This is a genomic window from Oryzihumus sp. (assembly GCF_054325275.1).
In genome coordinates this window covers 1-26345 of the sequence record NZ_JBTCWL010000011.1, presented here as the reverse complement: position 1 = coordinate 26345, position 26345 = coordinate 1, and the positions used below count along the sequence as shown (strand labels likewise).

The 26345-nt window shown below is 74.3% G+C and carries 29 protein-coding genes; 11 read left to right on the top strand and 18 right to left on the bottom strand.

Translation table 11 applies throughout. The annotated features are described in order from the left end of the window. Positions 1-39: 39 nt before the first annotated feature. Both ACXVGS_RS04490 and ACXVGS_RS04485 read right to left on the bottom strand, forming a co-directional pair. The gene (locus ACXVGS_RS04490; RefSeq protein ID WP_458528367.1) at positions 40-684 is read right to left on the bottom strand and encodes a pyridoxamine 5'-phosphate oxidase family protein; all 645 of its coding nucleotides are present in this window, start codon (positions 682-684) and stop codon (positions 40-42) included. 117 nt (positions 685-801) lie between these two features. Beyond that, entirely contained in the window at positions 802-1608 is an 807-nt protein-coding gene (locus ACXVGS_RS04485; RefSeq protein ID WP_458535746.1) for a hypothetical protein, read from the bottom strand. A 153-nt stretch (positions 1609-1761) separates the two neighbouring features. On the opposite strand from ACXVGS_RS04485, the gene ACXVGS_RS04480 reads away from it, so the two are divergent. Beyond that, positions 1762-2049, top strand: coding sequence for a hypothetical protein (locus ACXVGS_RS04480; RefSeq protein ID WP_458528365.1), 288 nt, complete (start codon positions 1762-1764; stop codon positions 2047-2049). A gap of 7 nt (positions 2050-2056) precedes the next feature. On the opposite strand, the gene ACXVGS_RS04475 is transcribed toward ACXVGS_RS04480, so the two are convergent. The 10 genes from ACXVGS_RS04475 to ACXVGS_RS04430 form a co-directional block, all read right to left on the bottom strand. After that, entirely contained in the window at positions 2057-2869 is an 813-nt protein-coding gene (locus ACXVGS_RS04475) for an FHA domain-containing protein (protein ID WP_458531103.1), read from the bottom strand. 31 nt (positions 2870-2900) lie between these two features. Next, positions 2901-4190, bottom strand: coding sequence for a VWA domain-containing protein (locus tag ACXVGS_RS04470; RefSeq protein WP_458528363.1), 1290 nt, complete (start codon positions 4188-4190; stop codon positions 2901-2903). Positions 4191-4283: 93 nt separating this feature from the next. Further along, complete coding sequence (locus ACXVGS_RS04465; protein WP_458531104.1) at positions 4284-5435, bottom strand: PP2C family serine/threonine-protein phosphatase; 1152 nt, start codon at positions 5433-5435, stop codon at positions 4284-4286. Beyond that, complete coding sequence (locus ACXVGS_RS04460) at positions 5420-7684, bottom strand: tetratricopeptide repeat protein (protein ID WP_458536670.1); 2265 nt, start codon at positions 7682-7684, stop codon at positions 5420-5422. The genes ACXVGS_RS04465 and ACXVGS_RS04460 overlap by 16 nt, the downstream gene beginning before the upstream one ends. Further along, on the bottom strand, positions 7681-8853 hold the full coding sequence (locus ACXVGS_RS04455; RefSeq protein WP_458528360.1) for a hypothetical protein: 1173 nt from the start codon (positions 8851-8853) through the stop codon (positions 7681-7683). The genes ACXVGS_RS04460 and ACXVGS_RS04455 overlap by 4 nt, the downstream gene beginning before the upstream one ends. Then, entirely contained in the window at positions 8850-9833 is a 984-nt protein-coding gene (locus ACXVGS_RS04450) for a glutamate ABC transporter substrate-binding protein (RefSeq protein ID WP_458528359.1), read from the bottom strand. The genes ACXVGS_RS04455 and ACXVGS_RS04450 overlap by 4 nt, the downstream gene beginning before the upstream one ends. Then, positions 9830-11191, bottom strand: a complete 1362-nt coding sequence (locus ACXVGS_RS04445; RefSeq protein ID WP_458536669.1) for a hypothetical protein — start codon at positions 11189-11191, stop codon at positions 9830-9832. The genes ACXVGS_RS04450 and ACXVGS_RS04445 overlap by 4 nt, the downstream gene beginning before the upstream one ends. Beyond that, positions 11188-12576 (bottom strand): AAA family ATPase, encoded by a 1389-nt coding sequence (locus ACXVGS_RS04440; protein WP_458536668.1) that lies wholly within the window; start codon positions 12574-12576, stop codon positions 11188-11190. The genes ACXVGS_RS04445 and ACXVGS_RS04440 overlap by 4 nt, the downstream gene beginning before the upstream one ends. Next, positions 12573-13148 carry a hypothetical protein gene (locus ACXVGS_RS04435; RefSeq protein WP_458531109.1) on the bottom strand — a complete coding sequence of 192 codons (576 nt, stop codon included), beginning with the start codon at positions 13146-13148 and terminating at the stop codon, positions 12573-12575. The genes ACXVGS_RS04440 and ACXVGS_RS04435 overlap by 4 nt, the downstream gene beginning before the upstream one ends. Positions 13149-13174: 26 nt before the next feature. After that, positions 13175-14416 carry a toxic anion resistance protein gene (locus tag ACXVGS_RS04430; protein ID WP_458528355.1) on the bottom strand — a complete coding sequence of 414 codons (1242 nt, stop codon included), beginning with the start codon at positions 14414-14416 and terminating at the stop codon, positions 13175-13177. 240 nt (positions 14417-14656) lie between these two features. On the opposite strand from ACXVGS_RS04430, the gene ACXVGS_RS04425 reads away from it, so the two are divergent. From ACXVGS_RS04425 to infA, 4 genes are all read left to right on the top strand, one after another. Beyond that, the gene (locus tag ACXVGS_RS04425) at positions 14657-14833 is read left to right on the top strand and encodes a hypothetical protein (RefSeq protein WP_458528354.1); all 177 of its coding nucleotides are present in this window, start codon (positions 14657-14659) and stop codon (positions 14831-14833) included. 148 nt (positions 14834-14981) lie between these two features. Continuing rightward, positions 14982-15845 (top strand): hypothetical protein, encoded by an 864-nt coding sequence (locus ACXVGS_RS04420; protein ID WP_458528353.1) that lies wholly within the window; start codon positions 14982-14984, stop codon positions 15843-15845. Between the two features lie 83 nt (positions 15846-15928). Beyond that, positions 15929-16513: a hypothetical protein gene (locus ACXVGS_RS04415; RefSeq protein ID WP_458528352.1), complete on the top strand. Its 585-nt coding sequence runs from the start codon at positions 15929-15931 to the stop codon at positions 16511-16513. Between the two features lie 287 nt (positions 16514-16800). After that, complete coding sequence (gene infA / locus ACXVGS_RS04410) at positions 16801-17025, top strand: translation initiation factor IF-1 (RefSeq protein WP_141787903.1); 225 nt, start codon at positions 16801-16803, stop codon at positions 17023-17025. A gap of 93 nt (positions 17026-17118) precedes the next feature. Here the strand turns inward: infA and ACXVGS_RS04405 are convergent, their stop codons facing one another. Further along, entirely contained in the window at positions 17119-17628 is a 510-nt protein-coding gene (locus ACXVGS_RS04405; RefSeq protein WP_458528351.1) for a mycothiol transferase, read from the bottom strand. 16 nt (positions 17629-17644) lie between these two features. Beyond that, complete coding sequence (locus ACXVGS_RS04400) at positions 17645-18595, bottom strand: alkaline phosphatase family protein (protein ID WP_458536667.1); 951 nt, start codon at positions 18593-18595, stop codon at positions 17645-17647. A gap of 146 nt (positions 18596-18741) precedes the next feature. Between ACXVGS_RS04400 and ACXVGS_RS04395 the strand changes: the two genes are divergently transcribed. From ACXVGS_RS04395 to ACXVGS_RS04375, 5 genes are all read left to right on the top strand, one after another. Beyond that, on the top strand, positions 18742-18984 hold the full coding sequence (locus ACXVGS_RS04395; RefSeq protein ID WP_458528349.1) for a hypothetical protein: 243 nt from the start codon (positions 18742-18744) through the stop codon (positions 18982-18984). Positions 18985-19071: 87 nt separating this feature from the next. Beyond that, positions 19072-19341 (top strand): hypothetical protein, encoded by a 270-nt coding sequence (locus ACXVGS_RS04390; protein ID WP_458528348.1) that lies wholly within the window; start codon positions 19072-19074, stop codon positions 19339-19341. 21 nt (positions 19342-19362) lie between these two features. Further along, positions 19363-20016, top strand: coding sequence for an MBL fold metallo-hydrolase (locus tag ACXVGS_RS04385; protein WP_458528347.1), 654 nt, complete (start codon positions 19363-19365; stop codon positions 20014-20016). Between the two features lie 112 nt (positions 20017-20128). Next, on the top strand, positions 20129-20914 hold the full coding sequence (locus ACXVGS_RS04380) for an ABC transporter ATP-binding protein (RefSeq protein ID WP_458528346.1): 786 nt from the start codon (positions 20129-20131) through the stop codon (positions 20912-20914). Further along, positions 20890-22467 carry a hypothetical protein gene (locus tag ACXVGS_RS04375; protein ID WP_458536666.1) on the top strand — a complete coding sequence of 526 codons (1578 nt, stop codon included), beginning with the start codon at positions 20890-20892 and terminating at the stop codon, positions 22465-22467. The genes ACXVGS_RS04380 and ACXVGS_RS04375 overlap by 25 nt, the downstream gene beginning before the upstream one ends. A gap of 10 nt (positions 22468-22477) precedes the next feature. Here ACXVGS_RS04375 and ppgK read toward each other — a convergent pair whose 3' ends face one another. Both ppgK and map read right to left on the bottom strand, forming a co-directional pair. After that, complete coding sequence (gene ppgK, locus ACXVGS_RS04370) at positions 22478-23239, bottom strand: polyphosphate--glucose phosphotransferase (RefSeq protein WP_458528344.1); 762 nt, start codon at positions 23237-23239, stop codon at positions 22478-22480. A gap of 18 nt (positions 23240-23257) precedes the next feature. Further along, positions 23258-24121 (bottom strand): type I methionyl aminopeptidase, encoded by an 864-nt coding sequence (map, locus tag ACXVGS_RS04365; RefSeq protein WP_458536665.1) that lies wholly within the window; start codon positions 24119-24121, stop codon positions 23258-23260. Positions 24122-24175: 54 nt separating this feature from the next. Between map and ACXVGS_RS04360 the strand changes: the two genes are divergently transcribed. Further along, positions 24176-24364 carry a methionine aminopeptidase gene (locus ACXVGS_RS04360; protein WP_458528343.1) on the top strand — a complete coding sequence of 63 codons (189 nt, stop codon included), beginning with the start codon at positions 24176-24178 and terminating at the stop codon, positions 24362-24364. A 9-nt stretch (positions 24365-24373) separates the two neighbouring features. Here ACXVGS_RS04360 and ACXVGS_RS04355 read toward each other — a convergent pair whose 3' ends face one another. Both ACXVGS_RS04355 and ACXVGS_RS04350 read right to left on the bottom strand, forming a co-directional pair. Continuing rightward, positions 24374-25003 (bottom strand): class I SAM-dependent methyltransferase, encoded by a 630-nt coding sequence (locus tag ACXVGS_RS04355; protein ID WP_458528342.1) that lies wholly within the window; start codon positions 25001-25003, stop codon positions 24374-24376. A 10-nt stretch (positions 25004-25013) separates the two neighbouring features. Next, positions 25014-26345: MFS transporter (locus tag ACXVGS_RS04350; RefSeq protein WP_458538169.1), on the bottom strand; the 1332-nt coding region annotated here is incomplete at its 5' end.

Sequence of the window (26345 nt, the reverse complement as noted above, 5' to 3'; positions counted from 1 at the left end):
GCTTCCGTGGTGTCCGGGGCGGTTCGCCGCCCCTCCGGGTCAGGACCGGTAGCGGGTCCGGACGTGGTCGGGGACCTCGATGCCGGGCGTCAGGTCGGGGGCGGGACGGGGCCTCCCGGCCGTCGTCCGCAGCGGCAGCACACCTGCCCACACGTCGGCATCGAGGTCCGCCGGGTCATCCTCCGGCGGGCCGTCGCCGACCTTGACCGACCACTCCTGCAGCGGCAGGGCGAGCACCATCGTGGCGGCCAGCTCCTTGCGCTGCGGCGGCCGCAGGTGCTCCCAGCGCCCCGGCAGGAGGTGCTCGGTCAGCACCCGCAGCGCGTCCACGAGCTCCTCCTGCGGCACGACCGAGGCGCGCCCCAGGATGGTGGCGCTGCGGTAGTGCATCGAGGACTCGAAGGCCGAGCGCGCGTAGACCAGCCCGTCGAGGAGGGTCACCGTGGCACACGTCGGCGCGCCCGATGCCAGGGCGCGCATCAGCCGGCTGCCGGTGGAACCGTGCAGGAGCAGCCGGTCCCCGTCCCGGGCGCAGGCCATGGGCAGCACGAACGGCTGGTCGCCCTCGGTCACCGCGACGTGGGCCACCAGGGCCCCGTCGAGGACGGCGTCCAGCGCCGTCCGGTCCGTCACGGCCTTCTCGGGCAGGCGCCGGACCGTGGTGCGCTCGGTCGGCTGGCTCATGGTCGCGGCTCCTCGGGTCCGGGCGGCTGGGGCGTCACCCCGTATTCAGCCACACCGAGGTGACGCCGTGCCGACGACAGCCCGATGCCCGTGCCCGGGGACGGTGGCGGTGGGGCCTCAGGCCCGGTCCATCGCCCTGCGCGCCTCGTCGAGGAGCGCCGCGGCCCGGGTCAGCGCCGCGTCCGCCTCGTTGACCCGGGAGCGGGCCTGCGCCAGCTCTGCCCGGCGGGCGCCGAGCTGCTGGTGGAGCTCCTCGACCGCGGCGGACAGGGCGGCTTCGCCCTCCCGGGCCGCCTCGAGGTCACGCCGCCTCTGCTCGACGCCGGCCTCGGCCTCGGTGACGTCCTGTCGGGCCCGTTTGCGTGCCTCGGCTGCCTCGGTCGAGCCGGCCGGGCCGGTCGCGGCGGCACGGTGCGGCGAGAGCGCGGCGGCCGTGGCGGCGGTGACGTCGACGTCCCCGAAGCCGGAGTAGCTGAGCGACCGGGTGAGCACGCCCGAGGTGGCCGCCGCGCACGCCTCGTCCGAGACCAGGGCCGCGGTCAGCGTGGCGGCCAGCTCCTGACGGGCCGTGCCCTCGAGGAGGTGGCCCTTCTCCTGCGCCCGCGCTGCGGCCGCGGCGGTCAGCTCGTCCACCAGGTCACGGCGCCGCGCGGTCAGCTCGCGGATGCGACCGCCCGCCATGGCTGCCTGCGCCTCACGCATGGCCCGGCCGAGGTCGGCCAGCTGCCGTGCCCTCCCGGGGTCGGACCGGAAGAGCAGGTTGGTGGCCCAGGCGGTGAGGGAGGGGCGTCGCGCCGTGCCCACCTGCCTGGCGAGCTCCGCCTGGCCGGACTCCTTGAGCCGGCCCACCAGCGCAGCGCGGTGCGCGATGAACTGTTCCGGTGCTCGCTCGTAGAGCTCGGTCATCGCCTCGGCCAGGTCCATGCCGGCATCGTGCACCGCGCGGCGCCGGCTCACCACCGCGACGCCCCGTGACGTAGCCGCACCCCCTCCGGACGGTGGAGTCGACGGGTCCCGGGTCTGCCTAGGTTCGGGGGTGCGCCGCAGTCCCGGCGCACCCAACGATGGGAGAAGGCCATGGCATACGGGATCGTCCACTTCTTCCCGGGCGGCACCAAGGAGCAGTACGAGGCGTCCATCGCCGCGGTGCACCCCGGGCCGGACAAGCTGCCCGACGGCCAGGTGTTCCACGCGGCCGGCCCCTCCGCCGGCGGCTGGACCATCATGGCCGTGCACGAGTCGCAGGAGAGCTGGGAGCGCTTCCGCGACCAGATCCTCATGCCGCGCATGCAGGCCGGCATCGAGGGCGGGTTCCCCACCCCGCCGGAGGAGACGGCGATCGACCTCTACAAGGTGGTGGTCTAGCAGTCCCTCAGGCGCGGGCCGCCTTCTCCTCGTCGGTGGCCCGCCGGATGACCAGGCGGGTCCAGGCGCCGATGTAGACCCGCTGGTCCTCGTCGACCTCGTGGCGCTGCCCCGGCGGCAGCGGGTTCTCCGGCAGCGGGCCGCTCGCCGGTCCGACGTAGGTGCCGTTGGAGGACTGCAGGTCCTCCACCCACCACCGCTGGCCGTCGGTGGTCAGCTGCGCCTGCCGGCGGCTGACACCGGTGTCGGCGGAGCAGTCCACCTGCGGGTGGATGTTGCGGCTGACGGAGCGGCGGCCGACCAGCACCGACTGCGCCGTCAGCGGCACCACGGTCGGCGGGCCCGGTGACGGGCACGCGTCCTCGGACTCTTGGGCGGCGTACCAGTCGGGGTCGACCCACACCTCGGCGACCCACTCCAGTGCCACCGGCGGCGGGACGGGGGAGGCCATGGCCGCCGGTTGCTGGCCGTCCGGGGCCGCGTCCGGCCCGGGTGCGCCGTCGGGTGGCCGGGGCATGGCACCGGTGGTGAAGTCGTAGCCGCACGCCTCGCAGAACAGGGCGTCGGCGTCGTTCGGCGCCGAGCAGCTCGGGCAGGTGCGGGGGCCGGCCGGGGCCGCCGTCACGGGGGCAGGCGCACTCGGCGCGCCACCGGTGCCTGCGCTCGCGGACGAGCCGCCCGGGGCCGCCGCCGCGCTGCCGGAGCCGGCCGCCACCGCGCCACCGGCACCGGAGGGGCCGGCCGCGATCGGCGCCCCGCAGGTGTCGCAGTAGTCGCCGGCCTCGGAGGTGTGCCCCTGCGGGCAGGTGTAGGGACTCATGCGTTCCGCCGCCTCGCTCTCGGTGCGGGTGTCACTTCTTCACCCGGGTCGTCTTGGTCGACGAGGTGTCCAGGGCCATCTCGTCCAGCCGGTCGACGCTGCTGCGCAGGCGCACCTTGCCGGTCACCGCGTCGTCGACGTCGACGACCTTGCGCAGGCGGTCGGTGGCCTCGTCGTTGCCGGTCTCCGCGGCGAGCTGGACCGCTCGGCCGAGCTTGGCCGTCGCGGTCGCGTCGTCGCCGGCGGCCTTGGCGGCCAGCCCCTCCTGGATGGTCTGGGCCAGCTCGGCCTGGCCTGTGTAGTGGGCGACCGCCGGGTTGATGCGGGTGGTCAGGGTGTCGTCGTCGGTCCACATCGCCTTGACCAGACCCTGCGCCACGACGTCCCCGCCGACGGCGAGCTGCACCCGCGCGGCGAGCTGCTCCTGCCCGATGCTGCGGGCGGGGAGCCGCACGGCGACGTGGTAGTCCCGGGACTCATCGCCCCACGACCCGGTCGGGTAGGCCCCGGTGAGCGGGTTGACCGCGGTCCGCCGCCCGGTGAGGTCCTCCACCGTGGGTGCCACCTGGCGCACGAACAGCACCTGGGCGCCCTGCGGCGACCACACTCGCAGGTCGGCTCCGGCGACCCCGCGCCCCATCGACTGGCGCATCAGCGTCTCGAACACGGCCGGCATCTCCTCGGCCCGCGGGATGAGGTCGACGGTGCCCAACAGGGCGGTGGCGATGCGGCGCAGCTCGGCCACCACCCAGTCGGCGCCGACGCCCCGGCAGTCGCACTGGAACTGCCCCTCGGCCGCGCTGATCGCGACGGAGAGCTGCTCGGGCGTCTCGTGCTGGTTGTTGCCGTCGGTGAGCAGGATGGCGTGCTTCTGGGTGACCGGGACGGTGGCGAACACCTGCCGGGCCTTGGTCAGCCAGGTGCCCATCGCGGTGCCGCCGTCGGCGTGGAACGTCGCGATCGCCGCCTTGGCCGCGCGCCGCATCACGTCGTCCATGCGCACCATGCCGACCCCGGACTCGGGCGCGATCGGTCCGGAGGGGAACGCCAGGCGCGCCTCGTGGTTGCCCGAGATCACGGCGAACCACGTCCCGTCGAGCACCTGGTCCAGCGCCGCGGAGGCCGCGGCCTGGGCCGCGCGGATCTTGTCCTCGCCCATCGAGCCGGAGGTGTCGACGATGACGATCTCCGCGGCCTCACCGGCCCCGGATCGCCCGGCCTCACCGGCGCCCTGGCAGGTGACCGTCACGATCGCGTGCACGTCCGTGCCGCCGTCGGGCAGGAACTCGTTCTGGTAGACCTCAGCCGTGAACTCGGCCATGTCGTGAGCCTTCCTCTCGTCCGGGGCGGTGCGGGGACGGGTATGCCGGGTGGCCGGGTCCCCGGCCCGGCCGCGGCGTCAGCGGGTGTGCGGTCATGGCGACCCCACACGGGCCAGGGCCACGGTGATGTTGTCGTGGCCGCCCTGTGCGTTGGCCCAGGCGACGAGCTCCTCGGCCAGCGCCAGCGGGTCGGCATCAGGGTTGGCAACCGGCTCTGGATCGCGGTCGGCGACCGGGTCGGGCTCAGGGATGGTGACGTCCGGGGCGATGCCGGCCGGCGCGAGGGACGGCGACCGGACCGCCGCGCACCGGCGGACCAGTGCCGCCAGGTCCTCGGCCTCGGAGCAGTAGTTCCACAGGCCGTCCGAGCAGACCAGCACCCACCCCGGGCCCTCGAGCTCACGGCTGGCATGGCTCGGCGTCGGATCGGGCGCGTCGACCCCGAGCCAGCGCGTGATCGCGTGGGCCTGCGGCCCCTCCTCGGCCTCGCGTCGCGGGACGCCCCGGGCGATCTGCTCGGCGGCCCAGGAGTCGTCGACGGTCAGGGCCGTGGCGGGACCGGCATCGGGCAGCCAGTAGGCCCGGCTGTCACCCACCCAGCCGACGACGAGCAGCTCCGCGTCGAGCACCGCGGCCACCCAGGTGCAGGCGGCCGGGTTCTCCCCGCGGGCGACGGTGGTCGACTCGATGACCGCCGCGTTGGCGGCGGCCACCGCGGACTCGAGCAGCCCGGCCGTGGCGGCGACGCGCGCGGCCACGGTGCCGGCACCGCGTGGCCGGGAGCCGGTGAGCACCTCCCGGGTCGCCCGGGCCGCAGCCAGGCTGGCGCGGTCGGAGTCGGTCGAGGAGGACACGCCGTCACACACCACCAGCAGGGCCCGCGAGGCGGCCGCCGCGTCGGCCGCCAGGGCCATGGCGTCCTCGTTGCGGTGGTGCCGGATGCCGCGGTCGCAGACCCCCGCCACCCACGGTGCCGGCTGCTCGCGGAAGTGGTCGCGCGGCTTGACCGCCGGGGTGCCGCACGTCTGGCAGTAGCCGTCCTCAGCGACGACCCCACCGCAGGCGGCGCAGGCAGGTGCGGGCGGCGCCACCCGCACCGAGTCCAGCGGGCTGGCTGTATCCACCGCGTCCGGGACGGGCGCGACCGGCATACCAGGGTTGACCTCGTGCCCGCACGCTTCACAGAACCGCGCGTCCGGGGCGGTCTCGCTGTGGCAGGCGGGGCAGGTCACCACGTGGTCCACGGCCGGGTCCGGTTGGCGGAGTCGACGAGGCGCACGCGTTCCTCACGGGACTCGGTCACGCCGGCCAGGTGCCGGTAGGCCGACTCGAGGCCGGCCCGCAGGGCGCGCTCCCGGGCCGGGATGCCGTCGATGAGCACGTCGGGACGCTCGCCGTGGTCGATGACCTCCTTCAGGGCCAGCCCGAGCACGGTCGCCGTGAGGCCGAACCGGTCGGCCGCGTCGACACTGACCGCGTCGATGCTGCCCATCGCCTCGGCGAGGGCGGCCAGCCCCCGCCCCGAGCCGGCCAGCAGTCCGGCGCGCAGGCGTCGCGCCTGCGGGAAGGCCCGGCTGGTCGGGGGCACGAGGTCGAGCGCCGCGATGCCGCCGTCGAGGTCGTGCCGGGCGGTGTGGATCCGGGCCAGGCCGAACGCCGCAGGCGCGGTGTAGTTGGCGTCGGTGCGGGCACAGGTGGTGTAGAGCGACTCGGCCACGTCCGCCTCACCGCTGAGCTCGCAGGCCAGGGCGAGGGCCAGCTTCGGGGCCAGCTCACCGGGGACCTGGCCGTAGACCGCGTTGAAGGCGCTGCGGGCGGTCGCCGGGTCGTCCTGGGCGAGGGCGGCCAGGCCGGAGAGCCAGACCGCCCGCCACTCCCACGGGTCCTCAGTGAGCAGCGCGGTGACCGCGCGGTCGACCAGGTCGAAGCGTGACGCTCGCAGCGCGGTCCGGGCGGTCGCGAGGAGCACCTCGGCCGAGGGCTCCGGCGCCCGTGCCAGGACGGCCAGCCGGGCCTCCGGCTCCTCCACGCTCACGGTGCGCAGCCAGCCGGCCATCGGGTCGCCGTCGTCGACCCGCAGCGCGGGCAGCTGTCGCCAGTCCAGGGTCTCGCCGGCGGCCGAGGGCACGTCGAACAGCAGGGAGGACGCGGAGTGCGTGGCGGCGCCGGACCCGGCGCGTTCGGCGACGACCTCCCGCAGCACGCCGAGCAGCTGGACCCGCAGCTCGTCCGCGGTGGCGAACCGGTCCGCCGGCTCGGGGGCGCAGGCCTTGACCAGCAGTCGGTACAACGAGTCGTGGTGCTGGAACAGCGGCGTGTCCTCCACCGGCGGGAAGGACGCGACGTAGGTGGACTGGTAGCCGCGCAGCTCCATCGCCAGCACGGCCAGGGTCCGCCCGATGGTGAAGATGTCGGAGGCCACGGAGGCGCCCACCGTGGGCACCTCGGGGGCCTGGTAGCCGACCGTGCCGTAGATCGGGGAGTCGAGGTCGTCGGCGCGGCGCACCCCGCCGAGGTCGATCAGCTTGACCGCGTCGCCGACCTGGATGATGTTGTCCGGCCTGAAGTCGCAGAAGAGCAGGCCCAGGTCGTGCAGGTACTGGAACGCCGGCAGGATCTCGACGAGGTAGGCGATCGCCTGGTCGACCGGGATCGGGTCGTAGCGCCCGCCGGCCGCCCGCATCCGGGCCTTGAGCAGCGCCTTGAGCGAGGTCCCGCCGACGTACTCCATGACGATGTAGCCGGCGTCGCGGTGCGTGACGAAGTTGTAGATCTCGACGATGAGCGGGTGCTCGACCTGGGCGAGGAACTGCCGCTCGGCGATCGCCGCGGCCAGCGCGTCCGGGTCGCCGGAGTTGAGCAGGCCCTTGAGCACCACCCAGCGGTCGGAGACGTTCTTGTCGCGGGCGGCGTAGATCCAGCCGAGGCCGCCGTGGGCCAGCGCCCCGACCACTTCGTACTGCCCACCGACGAGTTCGCCGGGCTGCAGCTTGGGGGTGAAGGAGTAGGGCGCCCGGCACTGCGGGCAGAAGCCCTCGGTCCGGCCGGGGTGCCCTTCACGCGAACGACCTACGGCCGCACCGCAGTTGGGGCAGTTGCGCCGGTCCTCGGGTACCTGCGGGTCGACCATGATCGCCGCAGCGGCGTCGACCGCCGGCACCGGCGGCACCGTGGTCAGCCCCGCCCCGAGCCGGGCCCCGCGCAGCCGCGTGGAGGACGTCCCGACCCGGCGGGTGACGTGGGTGCCGCCGTTGGCCCGGGCGGAGCCGAGCGGCGAGGAGGGCAGCCGGTTGGAGGCGCGGGAGACCGCCGACGGTGACGGGGCGAGGCCGGCCGGCTGGGCGGCCGCCGAGGTCGCGGACACCACCGGCGCCGCGCCGGCGACGGCTGACGCGCTGACCACGCCGGCCGCGGCAGGGGAGCCGCACACGTCGCAGTAGCCGTCGAGGACCTGGCCGGTGCAGCCGGGCTGGGTGCAGGGGATCGTGCTCACGGCGTCCCTCCGTGTTCGGCGCGGCTGCCCAGGTAGGCCTGGTAGGCCGCGACGAGCGCGCGGCCGCGCTCGAGGTCTGCGGGCCGGCTGCCCAGCTCGTCCACGGCCCGTCGCCGCAGCTCCGCCAGGTCCCCGGCCGCGTCGGGGCGAAGGCCCGAGCCGGCCGCCTTGGCACCGTAGGCCTCCAGCCGTCCGAGCAGCTCGTCGCGCTCGTCGAGCGCCGACTGGTAGGCCGTGTGCGCCTGGGTGAGGGCGCGGCCCACCGCGTCCAGCCGTGCCAGGTAGGCGTCCACCGCCGCCGCGTCCTCCGGGACGGGCCCGAGCGCAGCGACGTCGGGGACGGCCAGGCGCGGGGCCGGACGCAGCTCGGCCACGCACCGGTCGGCGAGGGCGCGCAGGGCCTGCCCGCGGGCCTCCAGCTCTGCCCGCTGGGTGCGGGCGCGGGCGGCGTCACGTCGGGCCGCCCGGCGGGTGGCGGCGCCGACGATGAGGTCGCGCTCGAGGCGGGCCGCCTCGACCTCGGCGCCGGGGACCCGGCCGCCGACGTCGGCGCCGCGCTGGGCGTCCCCGACCAGGTCGGTGACCGTGGCGTCCAGCGTGGCCAGCCGGCGCGTGGCCCCGTCGTGGGAGGGCCCGGCCGGCTCCTCGCCGACCAGGTCACGCACCCGTTCGACCTGGGCGCGCAGCTGGCGCAGCCGGTCGGCGAGGTCGGCCTGGACCGGGTCGAGCGAGAGCCGGGTGCGCAGCGCGCCGACCAGGGCGTCGGAGAGGCGGCAGGCCTCCGGCAGCGAGACGCTGAGCCCGCCGGCCGGCAGCCGCCGGCCGGTCGTTGCCGGGTCGACGGTGGTGTCGAGGCGCCCCCAGATCAGGGCGGAGAGCCGCTCCCGCTCGGCGACCCCGGCCCGGCCCGAGTCCCACGTGGTGACCAGCAGGTCGTAGCGCTCGGACACCGACTGCCACAGCGCCATCGACAGCTGCACGTCCCCGGTGAGCGCGTCTCGCTCGGGGGAGGCCAGCGCCGCCTCGTCGAGGTGGGCGAGCTCGGCCCGGCGCTGGTCCCGCCAGGCGCCGAGGGCGTCGAGGTAGGCCAGGGCATCCTGCGCGGCGATGGGGACGCCGAGCCGGCCGACCGGCTCCGGTGCCGTGCTGGCCACGGTGGGCGCCGTCACGGCTGCCGCCCGTAGACCGGGGCCGGCGGGGTGGGGGCCGGGCCCAGCGCAGCCCGCAGCCAGGTGTTGTATGCCGCGGCCCACTGGCCGTCGGTGCGCATCTTCTCGAGCACCGCGTTGACGTAGCGCACCAGGTCCGGGTGGGCCTGGGAGATCCCGAGCCCGTAGGGCTCGGCGGTGAAGGCGGACCCGACCACCCGCGCATACGGGTCCTGGGCGACGAGGCCGGCCAGGACGGTGTCGTCGCCGGTGATGGCGTCGACCTTGCCCTGCTGGAAGAGCACCAGGCAGCCGGTGTGCGTGTCCGACCCGACGGGGATGACGCCGGCGAAGGTGCGCAGCTTGTCCATGCTGGTCGAGGAGTTCGGGGCGCAGACCCGCTTGCCCTTGAGGTCGCCCATCGAGCGGGCCGTCGAGCCGAGGGGGACCAGCACCTTCTGGCCGGCGCGGTAGTACTCGGTCGAGAACGCGACCTTCTGCCACCGGTCGCAGTTGATCGTGAAGGCCCGCGCGACGATGTCGACGCTGCCGTCGAGCAGGCTCGGGATGCGTTGGCCGGCGGTGATGACCTTGAGCTCGATGTGGTCGGGGCTGCCGAACAAGGCGGTGGAGACCGCCTGCAGCATGGAGATGTCGAAGCCCTCGATCCGCCCGCTCACCGGGTTGCGCGCACCCAGCAGCAGGGTGTCGGCCGACACCCCGGCGATGAGTCGGCCGCGGGCCTTGATCCGGGCCATCGTGCTGCCCGCCGGTGTCGCCAGCGGGTCGGTCGCGGCGGGGGCGTAGGAGGCCAACGGGTTCGCGCAGGCCGGCGCGGACGTGCTGGGGGAGGGAGAGGGTGCCGTGGTGGCGGTCCGGCTGGGCGACGGCACAGGGGTGTCGGCGTAGACACCGGCCGAACCGCAGCCGGCCAGGGCGAGCAGACCGGTGAGGGCGAGGAGCACGCCGAGACGGTGGTGCGTCGCGCGGGGGGCGCTCATCGGTACTCCTCCAGCCGCTTGCTGACGCCCCACCAGCAGGCCAGCGCGCCGAGCAGGCCGACGAGCAGGCCAAACGCACCGGCGAAGGGCAGGTAGGGCCGCGGCGCCGACAGCCCGTCGGCCGTGTCCCGGCCCACTGCTGTGAGGGCCCGGGAGGAGGCCGTGTCGAAGGCGTCGAAGGCGGCGTTGGAGGTGTTGGCGCCGGATCCGGTCGCGATGGCTACGGCGTCGTCCCACCGGCCGGCGTCGTCGACCGCGCGGATCGAGGCGTGGATGCGCGCGTAGTGCGCCCACGGGTCCGAGAGCCCGCCGGCGCGCGAGGAGTGGCCGGCCGCCTGGCGGGCCTGCGCCTGCACCACCCCCGAGGACGCCTTCCACGCCGTCTCGAACGTCGAGCCGGAGCCGCGGGCGATCAGCGTGAGGCTCTCGTTGGACTTGGCGTCGAACCCGGCGATCCGCGCCCGGGCGGTGGCCAGGGTGGCGGCGTACGGGCCGTCCCGCACGTCGGCGACCTGACCGCGGACCCCGCCCAGGACCAGGGCCCCCACGATGAAGGTGAGCAGGACCGCCACCGTCGCGGCGACCATGGGCAGGTTGAGGTAGCGGTGGGTGCGCCGGGCCAGCCAGACCATGCCGAACACGAGCACAACCAGGGACAGCAGCCCGACCAGCATCCACGCCGAGGCGCCGGCGGCGTTGTCGAGCTCGGCCCGCACCCGCAGCTGGTTGGCGGTCACCAGCGCGTTGACGATGGGCAGGGCGTTCGCGCGCAGCCCGGCGCTGGCGTTGCGCAGGTACTGCGCCCCCAGCGGCAGGCCCTGCCGGTTGTTGGCGCGGGCCTGCTCGACCAAGCCGGTGTAGGTCACCAGCTGGGCGTTGAGCGCGGAGAGCGCCCGGCCGTCGGCGGGCTGGGCGCGGGCCGCCTCGGCCACCAGACGGCTGGCCTGACCGATCGCGTTGTCGTAGTCGGCCCGCGTCGAGGCCGGCTCGATGCCGCCGACCAGGAAGGCGTTGGTGGCGTTGGCGTCGGCCTTGACGAGGTTGGTGTGCAGGGCCTGGATGCGCACCAGCTGGGCGGTGTTGGCCTCGGCCCGGGCCAGCGCGCCGTCCGTGGCGTTGAACGCCTGGCCGGCCGCGAGGCCGAACACCAGGCACGCCCCGGCGGTGAGCAGGGCCAGCACGCGCAGCCGTCCCGGGGTGCCCTCCAGCCTGCGGCGCAGCGCGGCCCGGGCGGCGGAGGTCCTGGTCGGCCTGGCGGGCGCGGGTTGGGCGTGGCCGGCCGGCGCCGGGGGTGCCGCGGCGCGGACGGCCGGCACGCCGCTCCCGGTGCTGACGGCGGGGCTCGCGGACGACGTCACGGCGTACCTCCTGGCTGGGGTCCTGCCGTTTCGGACGTCCGGTCGGGGGCGGACGGCTCCGTGTCCGTGGCGTCGTCCTCGCCGGGGTCGCGCAGGTCCTCGGGCAGCAGCAGTCGCAGCTGCTCGGTCGTGGGCGTGGCGACGTCCCGAAGCCGCCAGGCGTGCCGCCCGATCGCGCCCTCGAGGACGTTGCGCGCGTAGCGGCCGTTGCCGAACGCGGACCCGCGGGGGACCGCGCCGAGCAGCGCGGTGAACGCGTCGACGCAGCCGGGCCCGAGGGTGTAGTCGGCGCCGTCGGCCAGCCGGGTGAGGATCTGCCGCAGCTCCTCGTCGGTGTAGTCCTCGAAGGTGATCGTGGTCCGGAACCGGCTGGCAAGGCCGGGGTTCGCCGCGATGAACGCCTCCATCGGCGCGGGGTAGCCGGCGACGATGACCACCAGGTCGTCGCGGTGGTCCTCCATCTCCTTGACCAGCGTGTCGACGGCCTCCTCGCCGTACTGGTCCCCGGTGAGGCTGTAGGCCTCGTCGATGAACAGCACCCCGCCGATCGCGGAGGAGACGACCTCCGCGGTCTTGACCGCGGTCTGGCCGAGGTAGCCGGCGACCAGCTCGGAGCGGTCGACCTCGACCAGCTGGCCCTTGGTCAGCAGCCCCAGCGCCTGGTAGATGCCGCCCACCAGCCGCGCCACGGTGGTCTTGCCCGTGCCCGGGTTGCCGACGAAGACCAGGTGCCGCGTGATGGTGGGGCTGTGCAGTCCGGCCTCGGCGCGCAGCTTCTCCACCCGCATGAGCGCGACCTGCCGGTGCACCTCGCGCTTGACCCGGGACAGGCCGACCAGGGCGTCGAGCTCGGCGAGCAGGTCCTCCAGCGACCGCGCCGGGGCGGGCTCGGCGCTCCGGTCCGGGGCGCCTGTCGCCTCCGCCCGGGCGGCGACGTCCCCGGTATGCCGGGTGGTCGGATCCGCGGCCGGCCGGACATCCGCGGCCTGGAGCTGGGCGGCCGCGGCGACCGAGGCGTTGCCGATGACGCGCATCGTCGGCTCGCCCAGGCCGCACGCCGCCGACGAGACGTCGGCGAGCGCGAGGGCGTAGTCGGCGGCGTGGGGCGACCCCTCGGCGGCCAGACCGGACAGGGTGGCCGTGGCCGCCGCGCGCCAGCGGCGCCCACGCGCCGCGGCATCGAAGAAGTCGCGAGTGCCGGCGCCATCCCCTGCCACAGCCGCCCAGGCCGGCGCGGCCCCCGGGGCGGACTCGGCGACGGCGGCGGCCAGCGACAGGCCCTCCGCACGGGCCACCTCATCCGCCACCCCGGCGGCGGCGGCGACGTCGACGAGCCGGTCCAGGGCCTCCCGCAGGGTCGGTGACCGGTCCACGGTGCGGGTCATGCCGGCCCGGTCCCGGTCGGTGGCTCGAGCGCACCGGGCACCCGCGGCGTCGCGGTGCCGGCGTCCAGGGCAAGCCCGCCGCCGCCCGCGGCGGGCCCGAACTTCTCGGCCAGGAACCGCCCGTGCGCTACGAGCGCTGTGGCATCGGCACGGCATACGGCGTCGAAGACCTTGTCCATGGTGGAGCCGAGCAGGTCGAGCTGGTCGATGAGCACCATCAGCGAGGTGCGGCCGCCGTCCACCGGGCGGCTGTCGGCCCACTCGCGGGGCAGGCGCAGGTAGCCGCCGATGGCCTCGGGCAGGTAGTCCGTGGCCGTCGCCATGACCGAGTAGGCCTGGGGGCTGCCGGCGCCGAGGCTGGGCAGCCGGGGGATCGTGTCGCGCACCGTGGCGCAGACGCGGCCGACGCGGGAGGCCACCACCGCGGGGACCGCGCCGTCGGCCACCATCGCCTCGACCCGGTCAAGGGAGTCCAGAAGGTCCTGGCTGGTCGGCACGCGCGGCAGCTCCACGCGACCGGCCTCCTCGCGGTGACCGGTGATGCGTGCCAGCAGGTCGCCCAGCCAGGCCATGACGGTGTTCTCCCTGGTGTCGCCGCTCAGCGCCGGCCGCCGGGCAGGCCCAGGTCCAGCGAGCCGTGGGTGATCCGCTCGTCCTGGCGGGACACCCGGTCGAGGTACTCCCTCGACTTGGTGACCTCGTTCTCCAGCGTGCCGATGGTGGCGGCCATCGTGTCCAGGGCCTGCACCTTGAACGTGTCGATGGCATCCATGGTCTGGTAGATGTTCTGGAACGCCGCCTGAAGCTGCGGCAGGCCGATGGTCGCCGAGGCCGCCTGCTGCTGCACCTGCACCGAGTTGTCCCGCAGCATCTCCGAGGTCCGCTGGATCATGTCCGAGGTCGTCGTGTTGAGCGCGGTGATCTGGTCGAGCACGAGCTTCTGGTTGCCCAGCGCCTGGGCGACGATGACCGCCGTGCGCAGCGCCGCGACCGTGGTGGTGGAGGCCCGGTCGACGCCCTTGATCAGCTCGAGGTTGTTCTTGATGACGATGTCGATGGCCAGGTAGTTCTGGATCGACACGGCGAGCTGGGTCAACAGGTCCTGGTGCTTCTGGCGGACGTAGAACAGGACGTCGTCGCGGACCGCGGCGGCCTTGTCGGGGTCGCTGGCCTGCAGGTCCGCGATGGCCGCCGCCAACCGGGAGTCGAGCCGCTCGGCGACGTAGACGTACTGGTTGAGCCGGGCCATCGCGTCCCAGAGCTGCTGCTTCTCGAGGTTCAGCGCGGCGTTGTCCTTGCCGAGCTCGTCCTGCCCGTCGCGCAGGGCGTGCAGGATCGCCTCGAGGTGGCTCTGGGCGCTCTGGTAGCGCCGGAAGTAGTCGGTCATCCGGTCGCCGAAGGGGATGACGCCGAGCAGCCGGCGGGCACCCTGGGCCTGCTTCGGGTCCAGGTCCTCCACGGTGCGGCGCAGCTCGAGCAGCGTGGACCCGACCTTGGAGCCCTCGCTGAGCCCTCCCTCCTTCATCGCCCGCACCGGTGAGTTGAGCAGCCGGTTGGAGGTCTCGGCGGTGCGGCGGATGTCCTCGTCGCCCATGGTCCGCACGTCGGTGGCCTTGGCCGTGAACTCCGGGGACCGCGGTGCGGCGGCCATGAGCGAGCCCAGGTAGGCGTCGACCTTGGCGTCCAGGCCGGGCAGGGCTGCGGGCTCCACCGCTGGTGCGAGCCGCGGGGCGGCGGTTGCGGCCACCGGCTGGGGCGGCGCAGGGGCGGTCAGTGTCAGGACCGGCTCACCGGGCACGACCGCGGGCGGCTGGAGCGGGGCCTGGCTCGGTTCGGTCATCGTCGTCCTTGTCCTCGCGCGGTCACCGACCGCTGCCGATGTGCGATTCCCCCTGTAGACGCACAGTCAATCTACGCGGATCCCCTGCGGCGGAGGCCGTGATTGGCAAAGCCGCCGGGAGCCGTGCAGTCAGCGTCCGTCGCCGGGTGCCGACCCGATCCGGGACCTCCGTCCTTGATCAGGCCCGTCTACGTCATCTGGTGGAGAGCGGGCTCCTCGGTTGTGCGCACCATCCTTGGCATGGCTCCCTCGACCCAGACCCGCACCCAGACCCTGCGCCTCCGCCGTGTCGTCGCGCGCTACTGCGCGGCGTGCAAGAGCCCCTTCTCCCTGACCACCGTGCGGACCTCCGCCGGCTGGCACGCGACGTGCACGACCTGCGGGCGCACCACTCCGCTGGCCCGCTCCGCGATCTGAGCACCTCCGGCCGTCCGCCGGGCGCCTGCGACTGACCGGTCCGGGCGATCGCGCGGCCGCGACACGGCATACCTCTCCACCACTTCCCCGCCTGGGCGCGCGCCCCACCACTACGGTGGCGCGTCGAGGCAGACGAGGGGAGTGGGCCGTGGCCCAGCTGGTGATGGTCGAGGGGCTGCCCGGGTCGGGCAAGTCCACCGCGTCGGCGTTCGTCGAGGGCTGGCTGGTGCAGCGGGGCGTGCCGGCCCGGCGATACGCCGAGGGCCGCACCGACCACCCCGTCGACTTCGAGCAGGTGGCCGTCCTGACCGGCGCCCAGCTCGAGCAGGTGCTGGCGGACTTCCCCGACGAGCGCAGCGAGCTGGCGTGCGCTGCGCAACGTCGCGACGAGGTGTGGCTGGTGCGCGACCGCGAGCGGGCGCACTGGCCGGCCCGTCTGCGTGAGCGGCTGCGTGCCCTGGACGCCTACGACGGCGACGTCCCGCCGCAGGTCCACACCCGTGTGCTGCAGGACAGCTGGCGGCGCTTCGCCGACGAGGTCCGCGACGAGCAGGCGGTCTACCTCGTGGAGTGCGTGTTCCTGCAGAACCCGGTGTGTGCCCTGCTCGCCCGGCACGACCGTCCGGCCGCCGAGCTCGCTTCTCACGTGCGTGCCCTGGCGGAGGCCGCGGCACCGCTGGACCCCCTGCTTGTCCACCTCGACGCCGGGGATCCCGCCCCGGTCCTGGCGGCGGCCGCGGCGCAGCGGCCACCGGAGTGGCTGGACTTCGTCATCGACTACCACGTGGGGCAGGGCTATGGGCTGGCCCACGGCCTGGACGGCTTCGACGGGCTGGTCGAGTTCATGCGCCACCGGCGTGAGGTGGAGCTGGCGCTGCTGCCCTCCCTGCCGGTGCGAACGCTGACGCTCGACGTCTCCGACGGCGACTGGTCCGCGCGGTATGCCGAGCTGGTCGCCTTCCTGGAGGCGCGCCTCACCGTCACGGCCCGGACCGAGACCGCCGCGCGGTAGCCGGCGGGACCTCCGGCACTGGGTCGGGTCCCGCCCCCGGCACAGGCTGGGCCGCACACGTGTGGCCGACCGGTGAGGGTGTCATGTTGATCGACAACGAGCTCGGGACCTGGGAGCGCCGGGTGGCGCTGGCGCGGGTCGTCGAGGCGCCGCCGGAGGCGACGTTCGGTGCGATCCGGCGGGTGGACTTCCTCGAGTCGCCCGTGGTCGCCGTGCCCAACCGGGCGCGGGCGCTCTTCGACCGGGTCGTCCGGCCCGGGGCGGCTGATGCCACCGTGCCCGCGCGGTTCGGCTTCGAGCAGCTCGTGGCCGAGGACGGCGGGTTCCAGCTGCTGGCCGAGGAGCCGGGGGAGGAGCTCGTGCTGGGCTTCGTCGGGCGCTGGTGGGAGCGCGGGTACGGGCGCATCGACTGGACGCCGGAGGAGTTCCGCGAGCTGCGCCGACCGGGGTGCGCCGTCGGCGCCTGGGGCTTCACCGTGATGCCGTACGGCCCGGGCGGGTCGGTGCTCGTGACGGACGTGCGGGTGCGGTGCACCGACGACGAGGCGCGCCGGCACTTCCAGCGCTACTGGGCGCTGGTGGGGCCGTTCGTCACGGCGATGGGCCGGCCGGTCCTGCGACTCGTGGCGCGGGAGGCCGAGCGGGTCTCCGCCCCGGCTGCCGCCTGAGACGGTCAGGGACCGCCCAGCCGGCGGGCTGCCGGAGGCAGACGTGAGGTGGGCCACGGCGCCTGATCCGGGAACAACGGCCCCGGCTGTGGTGTTATGTCCTGTGCGCGGACCATCTCGGTCCGCCTCCGTCTGCCGGGCCTGGTTGTGGTCCCCGCCGCCGGCCGGCATCGACGGGTCAACGCGCTGAGTGTCGCCGGACCGGTTCGCCCGGGTCCTCGCGGTGGCACCGGAGCCTGCTCCCCGGAGTCCGGGGACGTATGCGTCGCCTACCGGAAGGATCGTGCATGTCGAAGACGAAGACTGACGCTGTTGAGGTCGAGGGCACCGTTACCGAGAGCCTCCCGAACACCATGTTCCGGGTCGAGCTGAGCAACGGTCACAACGTGCTCGCCCACCTGTCCGGCCGGATGCGGCGTCACCGCATCCGTGTGATGCCGGAGGACCGAGTGGTCGTCGAGCTCAGCACCTATGACCTGACTCGCGGACGACTCGTCTACCGGCACCGCTGAGCCCGGTCACCCCGACAGCCCGTCGCGCCCTGCGCGACGGGCTGTCGTGCGTCCGGACGTCCATGGGGGCCCCGTCGACGCCGCTGGCTGGCTTCACTGCGCGGCGTGGAGCCCTCGGACGTACTGCGCCTGCCCGAGGTGGGCCATGTCGTCCCCGATGACGCTGACCAGCCGCACCGCCAGGGTCACCGGCGGGTCCCACCTCGTGTCGACGACGCGGTCCAGGTCGGCTGCCTCCGGGCTGCCCAGGAAGCGGACCGTCCGGGCGTACACGGCGTCGTGGTAGTCCGCGAGCAGGCGACCCGAGGCGGGGCGCACCGCGGCGACCTGGTCGGCGTCGTGGCCGTAGCCGGTGTCCCGCCGGTCGAAGGGCAGCGCGAACCTCTCGTGCCAGCCGCCGGTGGTCCACACCTGGTCGGTACCGGCGACCCCTGCGACGTGGTCGTCCTGGATGCGGGTCAGGTGCCAGACCAGCCACGCGACCGGGTTCGCCTTCGGCCCGGGCCGCCAGGCCAGCTCCTCTGCCGTCATCCCGGTCACGAGGTCCGCGACCCCGTCCCGGACGCGACCGAACGCGTCGAGCAGCAGCTCCTGCGGTGTCATGTCGACCTCCTCGGCCTCAACCGTCCCAGATCCCGGTCAGCGGTGCAGCCCCGACGGCCCGGCCCACCGGGCGGGCGCCGGCGACGTCGCTGAGCAACCGCAGCACCCGGTAGTGGTCCACGCGCCCGGCGTAGGGTCCGGGGCGCACGTGGGCGCCGACCACCAGGGTGGCGATGCGGTTGTCGTGGTTGTCGTCGTCCTCGTCCCAGGTCACGACGAGGGCGCTGTTGTGCGTGCGAGCCCACTGCGCGTAGCCGCCGAGGTGGCCGGCCAGCCAGGCGTCTCCCTCGGTGACGGTGCCGTCGTGCATGTCGTGCGCGAGGTTGGGCACGACAAAGGCCACGGCGGGCAGCCTCGCCGGGTCGGTGGGGAACCGGGTCATCGGCTGGTTCGCCGCGGGCGGCACGGTGGTGAAGTCCACCCAGGGGTTGTGCTTGCGCGCGTAGTCCCCGGCCCTGCAGCCGGTGAACCCGGCCGAGGGCAGGTCCTCGGAGTACCCCGCGAACGTGCGCCCGGCGGCCCGCAGCGACGTCGCGAGGTTGGGCCCGCTGAAGGTCAGGGGGCAGCGGTCGCTGGCCACGCCCTGGGTGGAACCGGAGAACAGCGCGAGGTAGTTGGGCTGGCTCGGGTGCGCCACGGCATACGACTGGGTGAGGGTGGCGCCCGTGCGTGCCAGGCCGTTGATGAACGGCCCATCGGGGTTGCCCAGGACCGCGATCGCGGTGTGGTTCTCCATCACCACGACCACGACGTGGTCGAGCCGGGGGACCGCCTGGCGGGGAGGGGCCGTCGACGGTGAGGCGCCAGTGCCAGGGGACGTCGCGGCGGAGGTGGCCTGGTTCGCGGCGGGGGGAAAGGCCGGCGAGGTTGCCCGCGAGGAGACAGGCGTCGAGCTCGTCGCCGTGCCGCTGCAGCCCGCCAGCACCACCGTGCCCAGCGCCAGCCCCACCAGGAGTCCCACCCGCATCCCGGCACTGTAACTACGCGGCCGGCACGGCAACGAGGACCCAAGGGTCGGTGAAGTTGGCGCAAACGCCGGTGGCGCGCCGGTCCCGGGGGACATACTGCCGACGGGCGGGACTTCGGGGACACGTGTTCGTGGGAGGCGATGACGTGCGTACTGACCTTGCCCTGCTCGACAACCACCAGCTGTTGCTGGAGCTCGGCCGGGAGCGTGCCCGGGCCGAGCGGCGTGGCTGCCCGACCCTGGAGATCGACCGTGCCCGCATGCCGGCCGATCCCGGTCCGGGGTGCACCTGCCACCGGCTCCTGGCCATCGAGGCGGAGATCGAGCGGCGCCTGGGGGAGGCGCCGGCGCGGCCTACGTCATCAGGCGTAGGCCCCGTCCTGTCCTAGGACGTCTGGGGGAGGTTGGCCTCCTTCAGGGTGCCTACTTTCGGGAGACAGGGCCGCCCGGCGGCGGCTTGCGGGGAGGTCGCGCAGATGCCTGAGGAACACCGTCTGCTGAGCAACAGTCTTCTGAGCAACGGGGAGCTGCTCGTCGAGCTGGCCCGGGTCCGCAGGGAGCTCGAGCTGGGCCGGTGCCACGCCACGGAACCCGGGACGGCGCACTGCGACGCCGCAGCGCCGGGCCAGGAGTGTGCGTGTGCGCGGATGGCCGAGCTCGAGCGGGAGGTCGAGCTGAGGCTGACCGCCCGGATGGACGTCACGCCGGTCCGGCCCCACCGGGGCCGGGTCGCCCGTGCCGGCTGAGGTCGGCGCTATGTTGCCGGCATGCGACTGACCCACCTCGGACACGCGTGCCTGCTCGTGGAGACCGCTGACCAGCGGATCCTCATCGACCCCGGCTGCTTCAGCCCCGGGTTCGAGGAGCTGGCCGACCTCGACGCCATCCTGGTCACGCACCAGCACAACGACCACGTCGACGTCGAGCGCCTGCCGCGGCTGCTCGAGCTCAACCCGGGTGCGCGGTTGCTGGTCGAGGCCCAGACCGCCGAGGTGCTGCTGGAGTCCGACATCGCCGCGCAGCACCTCGTCCCCGGTGAGCCGACGCGCGTCGGCCCGGTCGAGGTCACCCCGGTCGGGCAGCTGCACGCCGTCAACCACGACCGGGTGCCGCGCGTCGGCAACACCGGTGTCGTCCTGCGCGCCGACGGCGAGCCGAGCCTGTTCCACCCCGGCGACGCCTACGACGTCGAGCCCGGGGACGTCGACGTGCTCGCCCTGCCGCTGTCCGCGCCGTGGTGCGCGGTGCGCGACACGCTCGCCTTCGTGCGAAGCGTCGCCCCCCGGTATGCCGTGCCGGTGCACGACGCGACCCTGAGCGAGGTGGGCCGCGCGCTGTACCTGCACCACGTGAGCAGCTTCGGCCCCGAGGGCATGGAGGTGGTCGACCTCGCGGGAGGGTCGCCCCGCGAGATCGGCTGACCCTCACGGGGCCTCGGGCCGACGGGCGCCGACCCACCGCCGGCCCGGGGCGACGGGCCACGGTCGGTCAAAACCCCTGAGCGGACAGGGGTTTGTTGTTAGCGTCGCCGTCATGGACCCCCACCCGCCGGACCCCGACGCCGCCCTGAGCCTGCGCGCCCTGACCAAGCGGTTCGGGGCCACCACCGCGGCGGACGGGCTGGACCTGGACGTGCCGCGCGGCTCCTTCTACGGCCTGGTCGGCCCCAACGGCGCCGGCAAGACGACCACGTTGTCGATGGCGACCGGCCTGCTGCGCCCGGACGCCGGCTCGGCGCACCTGCTGGGCGTCGACGTGTGGGCCGACCCCGTCCGGGCCAAGGCGCTGGTGGGGATCCTGCCCGACGGGCTGCGCCTGTTCGACCGGCTCACCGGCGAGCAGCTGGTGACCTACTCGGGGCTGCTGCGGGGCATGGAGCGCGACGTGGTCACCTCGCGTGCGCGCGAGCTGCTGGAAGCCCTTGGCCTGGCCGAGGCCGCCAGCACGCTGGTCGTGGACTACTCGGCGGGCATGACCAAGAAGGTCGCCCTGGCCAGTGCCCTCGTGCACGCCCCGCGCGTCCTCGTCCTCGACGAGCCGTTCGAGGCGGTCGACCCGGTGTCGGCGGCAACCATCCGGCAGATCCTCGCCGGCTACGTCGGCTCCGGCGGCACCGTCGTGCTGTCCAGCCACGTGATGGACCTGGTCCAGCGAGTGTGCGACCACGTCGCCATCGTCGCGGCGGGACGGATCCGGGCGGCCGGCACGCTGGAGGAGGTCCGGGGCGGCAGCTCGCTGGAGGACCGCTTCGTCGAGCTGGTCGGCGGGCGCACCGACGTGGGGGAGGCGCTGGCGTGGTTGCGTCCATCCTCCGGCTGAAGCTCACCCTGCTGCGCAACAGCCTGCGGCGCAGCACGGCGGTCCTGGTCGGCATGGTGCTGGGAGCCCTCTACGCGCTGTTCCTCGTCGGCCTGGCGGTCGCCGGCCTGGTCGCGCTGCGCTTCGCCGCCGACCCGGGCACCGCCCGCGCTGTCGTCGTCATCGCCGGCGCCGCGTTCATGGTGGGCTGGGTGCTCGTCCCCCTGCTCGTCTTCGGGGTGGACCAGACCCTGGACCCGGCCCGGTTCGCCACCTTCGCCGTGCCGCGACGCGACATGGTCCTCGGAAGCCTGCTGGCCGGGCTGGTCGGCGTGCCCGGCGCTGCGGGCGCGCTGTTGTGCCTCGCCACCGTCATCACGTACTCCCGCACCGTCGCCGCGGTCCCGGTGGCGCTCGCCGGGGCGGTCATCGGGTTGCTGACCTGCGTCGCGCTCAGCCGCGCCGTGACCACGGCGGCATCCGCGCTGCTGGAGAGCCGCCGTGGCCGTGAGGTCGGCGCCGCGCTGGGTGTGTTCGCCGCCATCGTGGTCGGACCGACGGTGTCGGTGGTCTCGCAACGGGCCGGCTCGTGGGGTGCCGTCACCGACCGCGTCGTGGCGGTCGTGGCGTGGACCCCGCTCGGGCTGCCGTGGGCGGCCGGGGGTGACGCCGGAAGCGGGCACCTCGCGACGGCCGTGCAGCGGCTCCTGCTCGCGGCGGCCGTCCTGGCGCTGGTGCTGCTCTGGTGGTCGCGTGCGTTGCAGCGGGCCGCGGAGGAGCCGCGGGTGAGCAGCGGCGGTGGCACCGTGCATACCGGTCTGGGCTGGTTCGCCCGGCTGCCGGCGACCCCCACCGGTGCCGTCGTGGCGCGCACCCTGACCTACTGGCGCCGCGACCCGCGCTACATCAGCGCGGTGGGCATCCTGCCCTTCCTGCCGCTGGCCATGGTCCTGCCCTCGCTCATCGGCGGTCACGGCCGTGGCCTGGTCCTGTTCATGGGTCCGGCCGTGGCCTGGCTGATGGGCTTCAGCCTCCACAACGACCTGGCGTACGACGGGACCGCCTTCTGGGCGCACGTCGCCTCGGGGGTCGGTGGGGTCGCCGACCGGGTCGGGCGCCTGGTGCCGATCGCCGCGCTGGCCGTGCTCCTCGTCCCGGCCTACTCGGTCCTGGGGGCTCTGCTGGCCGGGCGCGCCGACGTGTGGCCGGCTGTGCTCGGGGCCGCTGCCGTCATGCTGCTCGCCGGCTTCGGGCTGGCCAGCGTCGCCAGCGCGGTCAAGCCCTACCCGGTGCCGGCCGCGGGCGAGAACCCCTTCTCCTCGCCGGCTGGCGCGTCCGGCCTGGCCTTGCTGGTCCAGCTCGTGACGAGCGCGGCCACCGTGCTGCTGGCCTCCCCCGTGCTCGTGTTGGCCGCGTTCGCGGTCTGGGGTGGGCGTGCCGGCCTCGGCTGGGTGGCGCTGCTGCTCGCCATCGTGCTCGGCGCGGCATACCTGGTCGTGGGCGTGCGCCTCGGCGCGCGCCTGTTCGAGCGCCGTGCCCCGCTGCTGCTGGCGGAGCTGACGCGGGCCCGCTGACCTTCGCGGGTCAGTGGCCGGGGTTGGCCGCGTGCCAGGCGGCGCCGACGATGCCGGCGCGGTTCTCGAGCTGGGCCGCGACGATCGGGGCGCGCAGGTGCAGCAGGGGCAGGAACTTGTCGGCCTTCTTGGACACGCCGCCGCCGACGACGATGAGGTCCGGCCAGAGCAGGTCCTCCAGGTGCGCGTAGTAGCGCTGCAGCCGCAGGGCCCAGTCCTCCCAGGACAGGTCCTCGTTCTCCCGCGCCGCGGAGGACGCCCTCTTCTCGGCGTCGTGGCCGTCGAGCTCGAGGTGGCCGAGCTCGGAGTTGGCCACGAGCACGCCGTGGTTGAGCAGCGCCGTGCCGATGCCGGTGCCGAGCGTGGTCATGACGACGAGCCCGGCGACGCCGCGGGCCGCGCCGTAGTGCAGCTCACCCACCCCGGCCGCGTCGGCGTCGTTGACCACGGTGACCGACCGGCCGAGCTTGTCCGAGAGCAGGTGCGCCGCGTCGGTGCCGATCCACGACGGGTCGATGTTGGCGGCGGTGCGCACGACGCCACCAACGACGACGGCGGGCACGGTGACGCCGATGGGGGAGTCGCCCGTGGCGTCCTCGAAGTGCTCGGCGATCTTGGCGACCACCTCGGCGCACGCCTCCGGCGTGGAGGGCTCGGGGGTCTCGATGCGCAGCCGGTCGGCGGCGAACTCACCGGTGGCGAGGTCGACGGGGGCACCCTTGATGCCGCTGCCGCCGATGTCGATACCAAGCGGGTGGTGCGTGCGGGACATCGTTGTCCTTTCTCGCGCTCAGGGCAGGGTGAGGATCTCGGTGCCCGTGTCGGTGACCAGGATCGTGTGCTCGAACTGCGCCGACCGCTTGCGGTCGCGGGTGACCACGGTCCACTGGTCGTCCCACATCTCCCACTCGTGGGTGCCGAGGTTGAGCATCGGCTCGACGGTGAACGTCATGCCCGGCTCGATGACCGTGTTGTAGGCCGGCGCCGCGTCGTAATGGGGGACCACCAGCCCGGAGTGGAACGCCGTGCCGATGCCGTGGCCGGTGAAGTCACGCACCACGCCGTAGCCGAATCGCTTGGCATAGCTCTGGATCACCCGGCCGATGATGTTGATCTCCCGGCCCGGGACGGCCGCCTTGATGCCGCGCATCATCGCCTCGTGGGTGCGCTCGACGAGCAGCCGGGACTCCTCGTCGACGGCGCCGCACAGGTAGGTCGCGTCGGTGTCGCCGTGCACGCCGTCGATGAAGGCGGTGATGTCGATGTTGACGATGTCGCCGTCCTCGAGCCGGCGGTCGTCGGGGATGCCGTGGCAGATGACCTCGTTGACGCTGGTGCACAACGACTTCGGGAAGCCGCGGTAGCCCAGGGTCGAGGGGTAGGCGCCGTGGTCGAGCAGGAACTCGTGGCCGACGCGGTCGATCTCGTCGGTCGTGACGCCGGGCGCGATGACCTTGGCCGCCTCGGCCATGGCCTGGGCGGCGATGCGGCCGGCGACGCGCATCTTCTCGATCGTCTCGGCGTCCTTGACCTCCGGGCCGTCGTACTTCGCCGGTGCCGGCCGGTCGACGTACTCCGGGCGGGCGATGGAGGCGGGCACCGGACGACGCGGACTGATCGTGCCGGGTGCGACGGTTGCGTAGGTCAGCGGCATACGGTGGAGTCTAGGCACGGCCACCGCGGTCGGGCGCACACGGGAGGGTGACCAATGGCTTACTGGTTCAACGTCGACAAGGGCACGGTCGAGGACGACAGCAACAAGAGCCCCGGCGACCAGCTGCTCGGGCCCTACACGACCCAGGACGACGCCACACACGCGCTCGAGCACGCCCGGGAGAACACCGAGAAGTGGGACGCCGAGGACAAGGCCTGGGACGACGCCGGCCTGGAGGACTGAGCCGGCGCCCTACGTGAGCGTGTGGACGCTGACCGCGTAGCCGGCGTCCGCACGCCAAGGCTCCCGGTCCCACGTGGCGAACCGGTCGACCAGTTCCAGGCCCGCGTTGGCGCAGGCCCGGTCGAAGTCCGCCAGCGGGGTGACCGGGCAGCGCGGGGGCAGGTGGGCCGCGTCGAGGCCGAAGCCGGTGACCAGCAACCCGTCCAGCACCAGGTGGGCGCACAGGCGGGCCACCGCGGCTGTCAGGGTGCCCGGCGCCAGTAGCGGCACCACGTTGCCCGCCACGACCGTCAGGTCGAAGGGCTGGGCCTCGCCCTCGGCCGGCAGGTCCAGCGTGGCCAGGTCTGCGAGCACCCACGGCAGGGCGGGTGCGGTGCGCCGGGCCACCGCCAGCATCGAGGCGTCCACGTCGGTGCCGACGCAGTCGTAGCCGAGCCCGGCCAGCCGGATGGCCACCCGGCCGGTGCCGCAGCCGGCGTCGAGGACGCGGGCCGGCGGCGGCAGCAGGGTCGCGCAGAACGCCGCCTCGCCGTGCACGTCCTGACCTGAGGCGGCCAGCGCGGCGAACCGGGCGGCATACCCCTCGCCGGTGACGTCACCGGCGATCTCGGACCAGCGGGTGCGGGGTGTCTCGCTCACCCCGCCCACTCTAGGTGGCTGCCTCCGCCGCGGGGCCGGCCTCGCGCGCCTCCCGGACCCGGCGCTCGTGCACCGCGTGCTCGTCGGTGCGGGCGTCGTAGGCCCAGAACCCGCGCAGCCACGCCGCGGTCAGGGCGACGCCCGCGACGCACAGGACACCCCCGCTGGTGATCGAGGCGCGCACCCCGAAGCGGTCGGCCACGAGGCCGGCCCGGGCCTGGCCGCCGAGCGGGCCGAGGGAGTAGGACAGCATCTCGATGCCGGCGAGGCGCCCGCGCATGGAGTCCGGGATCGTCTGGTGCCAGATGGTGCCGCGGAAGATGCCGCTGACCATGTCGGCGGCGCCGGCGAGGGCGAAGCACGCCAGGACCAGCCACAGGTTGGTGGTCAGGCCGGCCAGCGCGACCGCGGCGCCCCACGTGGCGGCCGCGAAGACCACCGCGCGCCCGTGGTGGTGGACCCGGGCGGTCCAGCCGGACGTCGCCGTGGCCAACAGGCTGCCGACCGTGCCGACCGAGATGAGCAGCCCGTAGGCGCTCGGCGCATGCAGCACGGTGGCCGCCAGCGCGGGGTAGAGCACCGTCGGCATCGCCAGGAACATCGCCACGATGTCGATGAGGTAGGTGCCCATGAGGTCCTTGCGCCGGACCGCGTAGTGCAGCCCCTCGACGATCCCCTTCAGGCTCGGCGGGTTGCTGCGGTCGGTCGCCGGGTAGCGCCCGAGCCGGGCGAACAGCAGGCAGGCGATGACCATGCCCGTGACGTCGATGGCATAGCACCACGTCACGCCGACCGCCTGGATCATCACACCGCCGAGGGCCGGCCCGGCAAGCAGACCGATCTGCATGCCGAGGGAGGACAGGGCGACCGCGGCGGACAGCTGCTGGTGCCGGACCGTGCGCGGGATCAGGGCCTCGCGCGAGGGCCGCTGCAGCGACTGCGCCGCGGAGAGCATCGCGCCGATGAGGTAGATGGTCCACACCTGCGGGTGCGGCAGCGACGCGTTGAGCACCAGGCCCAGGGTCAGCACGGCCTGGGCGATGCCGGTGCCGAGGACCATGGTGCGCCGGTCGACGTGGTCGGCCAGCGCGCCGCCGTAGAGGCCGAAGACCACCAGCGGCACCAGCTCGATGATGCCGAGCAGCCCGACGGCGAAGTTGGAGTGGGTCAGGTGGTAGAGCTGGAACGGCACCGCGACGTAGCTGACCATGCCGCCGAGGTAGAAGACCGTGCCGGCCCAGAACAGCAGCCGGAAGTCGCGCGACTCGCGCAGCGGTGTCGTGTCGACCCGCAGGCGGGCCAGGCGTTCCCGAAGACTCACGGCCGCGATGATCCCAGAGAG